Raw genomic sequence first — 3,977 nt, forward strand, 5'->3', positions numbered from 1 at the left:
TCGCCGCGATCGTGTCGCTGTCGCCGCCGGCACGGACGGCCCAGCGGATCGCGTCGCCGGGGCGGTCCGGGTGCCGCAGGAACGCCAGCAGTGCCAGCGGGACCGACCCCGCCGCGGTGACGTCGTTGCCGAGCTGTTCCGCCGCCCCGGCCGGGGTCACGTCCCGCACCGCCAACGCCGCGACCAGTCCCAGCTTCTCCGCCCACGGTTCCGTGTCCACGCCGGGCACCGTCATCAGGTCCTCGACGAACCGGGCCGCGCCGGTGGCCTCCGCGGGCTCGCCGGACAGGGCGAGGTACGCGGCCACCGCCTGACACACCGCGCCGCCGACGCCCTGTTCGTGGGAGTGGGTCACCTCCGCGCTGCGCCGCGCCAGGTCCGCCGCCCCGGCCGCGTCGGGGGCGACCAGCGCGACCGGTGCCACGCGCATCGCGCCGCCGTTGCCCAGGGAACCCTCGCCGCCGAAGGTGGCGCCCGCCTCCCGCCACGGCACGCCGGTGTCGATCTGCCGGAACACCTCGCGGACGCTGCCGCCGTAGCCGCGGTCCGGCTCGCGCCGCCACGCCTCGGCGAACTCCAGCGCCAGGGTGTCCGGGTCGAGCGGGTGTCCGGTGCCCAGCCTGCGGGCCAGGTGTTCGGCGAGCACCAGTGCCAGGGCGGTGTCGTCGGTGTACGTCAGCGGCCCGTCACCGCGCTCCAGCGCGAGAATGTCCGCTTCGGTCACGTCGGGGTGCCCCTCGAACGGGGCACCGAGCGCGTCACCGAGGGCGAGCCCCAGCAGCAGCCCCCGGGCACGGTCGAGCCGGGTGACCGTGGACATCTCCCACCTCCCGGGGTCCGTGACCACGGCGGTCACGGACCGTACGGGCAGGGTACCGTCCCGCGCGGGTATAGTCGTCCCGGTATGTCTGAACACAGTTCGATGAGCCTGTCATGAGCGTGAAGCCTGTCGCGGGCACCGCGACCGCCGACGGGGCGGACGTGGCCGCCGAGGCCCGTCGCCGGCGCTCCTTCGCCGTCATCAGCCACCCGGACGCAGGCAAGTCCACGCTCACCGAGGCGCTGGCGCTGCACGCGCACGTGATCAACGAGGCGGGCGCGGTACACGGCAAGGGCGACCGCGCGGGCGTGGTCTCCGACTGGCTGTCCATGGAACAGGACCGCGGCATCTCGATCACCTCGGCGGCGCTGCAGTTCGCCTACGGCGACACGGTGATCAACCTGCTGGACACCCCGGGCCACGCCGACTTCTCCGAGGACACCTACCGCGTACTGTCCGCAGTGGACTCGGCGGTGATGCTGCTCGACTCGGCGAAGGGGCTGGAGCCGCAGACGTTGAAACTGTTCGACGTCTGCCGCCACCGCGGTATCCCGGTGATCACGTTCATCAACAAGTGGGACCGGCCCGGTCGTGAGGCGCTGCAGCTGTGCGACGAGCTGACCGAGCGGATCGGGCTGCAGCCGATGCCGTTGACCTGGCCGGTCGGGATCTCCGGGCACCTCAAGGGCGTCCTCGACGTCACCGACGGGTCGTTCGTGCGCTACGCCCCCACCGCGGGCGGCGCGAGACGTGCCGAGGACGAACGGCTGGACGCCGACGCCGCCGGGGCGGAGTACGGCGAGGAGTGGGACCGGGCCGTCGAGGAGACCGAGCTGCTGACCGCCTCGGACGGCGGGTTCGACGCCGCGCGGTTCCGCGACGGTTCGGCCACGCCGGTGCTGTTCGGCGCGGCGGTGCGCAACTTCGGCGTGAAGCACCTGCTGGACCTGTTGGTCTCGCTCGCGCCGGCGCCGGAGCCGCGTCCGGACGTGGACGGGAACCCGCGCCCGCTGGACGCGGACTTCTCGGCGTTCGTGTTCAAGGTGCAGACCGGGATGGACCGGGCGCACCGCGACCAGGTGGCCTTCGCCCGCGTGTGCTCGGGGGTGTTCGAGCGGGGCATGGTGGTCACCAACGCGACCACGAAGAAGCCGTTCGCCACCAAGTACGCGCACCAGGTGTTCGGCTCGCAGCGTTCCACGGTGGAGACCGCGTATCCCGGTGACGTGATCGGTCTGGTGAACGCCTCGGCGCTGCGGGTGGGCGACACCCTCTACACCGGTAAACCCGCGGTGCGCTTCCCCGGTCTGCCGAGCTTCGCGCCCGCGCACTTCGCCGTCGCCCGGCCCGCCGACCTGAGCAAGGCCAAGCAGTTCCGCAAGGGTGTCGACCAGCTCGCCTCCGAGGGCGTCATCCAGGTGCTCACCTCGGACCTGCGCGGCGACGCCACCCCGGTGTTCGCCGCGGTGGGGCCGATGCAGTTCGAGGTCGCCGAGCACCGCATGGCCCACGAGTTCAACGCGCCGGTGCGCCTCGACCGCCTGCCGTACTCGACCGTGCGCAGGCTGGGCGACCCGGCGCAGCGCGCACTGGTGGACTCCGGCCGCAACAGCGAGGTCCTCACCCGCACCGACGGCGCCGACCTCGCCCTGTTCACCGACGACATGAGCATGCGCATCCTCCTCCGCACCCACCCGGACCTCGCCCTGGAACCCCTCGTCGCGGAAGGCACCTGACCGGGCCGGTCACCCTGCGTGTGTGCCGTGAAGGGCACTTTCCCTGCGTCTGACGCAGTGAATGTGCCCCTCGCTGCGTGACACGCAGGGAAAGTGCCCTTCACGGTCAACTCGGGAGGGGGAGGCGTGCGCGGGAGTCTGGGGGCGTCCGGGTTCTACGGGTGGCACATCGTCGGGTTCTCGGCCTTGATGGTGGCCACGACCGCACCGGGGCAGACGGCGGCGGTGTCGGTGTTCATCGACCCGATGCTGGCCGACCTGGGAATCAGCCGTTCGGCGATCTCGACCGCCTATCTGGTGGGCACCCTGACCGGGGCGGTCGCGATGCCCTTCGTCGGCCGCGCGCTGGACCGGTTCGGGGTGCGCCGGGTCATGGCGGTGATCGGTGCGGTCTTCGCGCTCGCCCTGTGCGCGCTGTCCGCGGTGAGCTCGATCGTGGGACTGACGGCGGGGTTCGTCGCCATCCGCATGGCCGGGCAGGGCGCACTCGGCCTGGCCGCGACGACCGCGGTCGCCCTGTGGTTCGACCGCAGGCGGGGCACCGCGATGGGGCTGGTCAACGCCGTCGGGGTCTCACTGATCTCGCTGGCCCCGGTGCTGCTGGAGTCGCTGATCGCGCAGACCGGGTGGCGGCGCGCGTGGCTGATCGAGGGACTCGTCGTCGCCGCCCTGGTGCTGCCCGTGGCGCTGCTGGGGATGCGGGACCGGCCCGCCGACCTCGGCCAACGGCCGGACGGCAGGATCACCGACGCCGCGTCACCGCCCCGCCCGGCCTGGGGCCTCACCCGGGCCGTGGCGCTGCGGACGCCGTTCTTCTGGACGGTCACCGGCGGTATCGCCGCCACCGGGATGCTGTCCACAGCGATCAACTTCCATCAGATCGACCTGCTCACCGCGCACGGCCTGAGCACCGTGGAGGCGGCCGCGAACTTCGTGCCGCAGACCGTCGCGAATCTGGTGTCGACGCTCGGGGTGGGCATGCTGGCCGATCGCCTGCGGAGCCGGGTGCTCGTCGCACTCGCCATGGCGTTCCTCGGTGGCGCACTGCTGCTGGGCACCTCGGTCACGCCGGGCCTGTCCGCCGTGGCGCTGGGCGTGTTGCTCGGCGCGGCGAACGGCAGTATCCGCGCCATCGAGGCCGCGACCTTCCCCCGGCACTTCGGCACCACCCACATCGGCGCGATCCGGGGTGTGGTCACCGGCGTCAGTGTGGGGTCCACCGCGTTCGGCCCGGTGCTGTTCGCCGTCGTGTACGAGGCCACCGCCAGCTACACGCCCGCGCTGCTCGGGGCACTGCCGTTGCCACTGCTGGTGATCGTGGCGGCGGTGTTCGTGCGCCCGCCGGAGGTACCCGCACCCGGTGGCCGGGCGGACGCCGCCGGGGTCGGACCGGCCGCCGACACGGTCGCGCTCGCCGACGG

Annotated in this window: 3 protein-coding genes; 2 read left to right on the forward strand and 1 reads right to left on the reverse strand. The window is 72.8% G+C overall.

Features of this window, described 5'->3' with window-relative positions:
- Positions 1 to 820, reverse strand: an 820-nt coding sequence (locus SACPADRAFT_RS29995) for an ADP-ribosylglycohydrolase family protein (RefSeq protein WP_084258453.1), incomplete at its 3' end; no start/stop codon positions are given.
- Between the two features lie 113 nt (positions 821 to 933).
- Between SACPADRAFT_RS29995 and SACPADRAFT_RS0215815 the strand changes: the two genes are divergently transcribed.
- Together SACPADRAFT_RS0215815 and SACPADRAFT_RS28120 are read left to right on the forward strand one after the other, a co-directional pair.
- Positions 934 to 2,556, forward strand: a complete 1,623-nt coding sequence (locus SACPADRAFT_RS0215815) for a peptide chain release factor 3 (protein WP_007026788.1) — start codon at positions 934 to 936, stop codon at positions 2,554 to 2,556.
- Positions 2,557 to 2,682: 126 nt separating this feature from the next.
- The coding region (locus SACPADRAFT_RS28120; RefSeq protein WP_007026787.1) for an MFS transporter at positions 2,683 to 3,977 on the forward strand (1,295 nt) is incomplete at its 3' end.

This window comes from Saccharomonospora iraqiensis subsp. paurometabolica YIM 90007 (genome assembly GCF_000231035.2).
In the GTDB taxonomy this organism is placed as follows: Bacteria; Actinomycetota; Actinomycetes; order Mycobacteriales; family Pseudonocardiaceae; genus Saccharomonospora; species Saccharomonospora paurometabolica.

What these genes read in the sequence shown, in the direction of transcription:
- SACPADRAFT_RS0215815 (WP_007026788.1), top strand. Translation starts at nt 934, where the DNA reads ATGAGCGTGAAGCCTGTCGCGGGCACCGCGACCGCCGACGGGGCGGAC.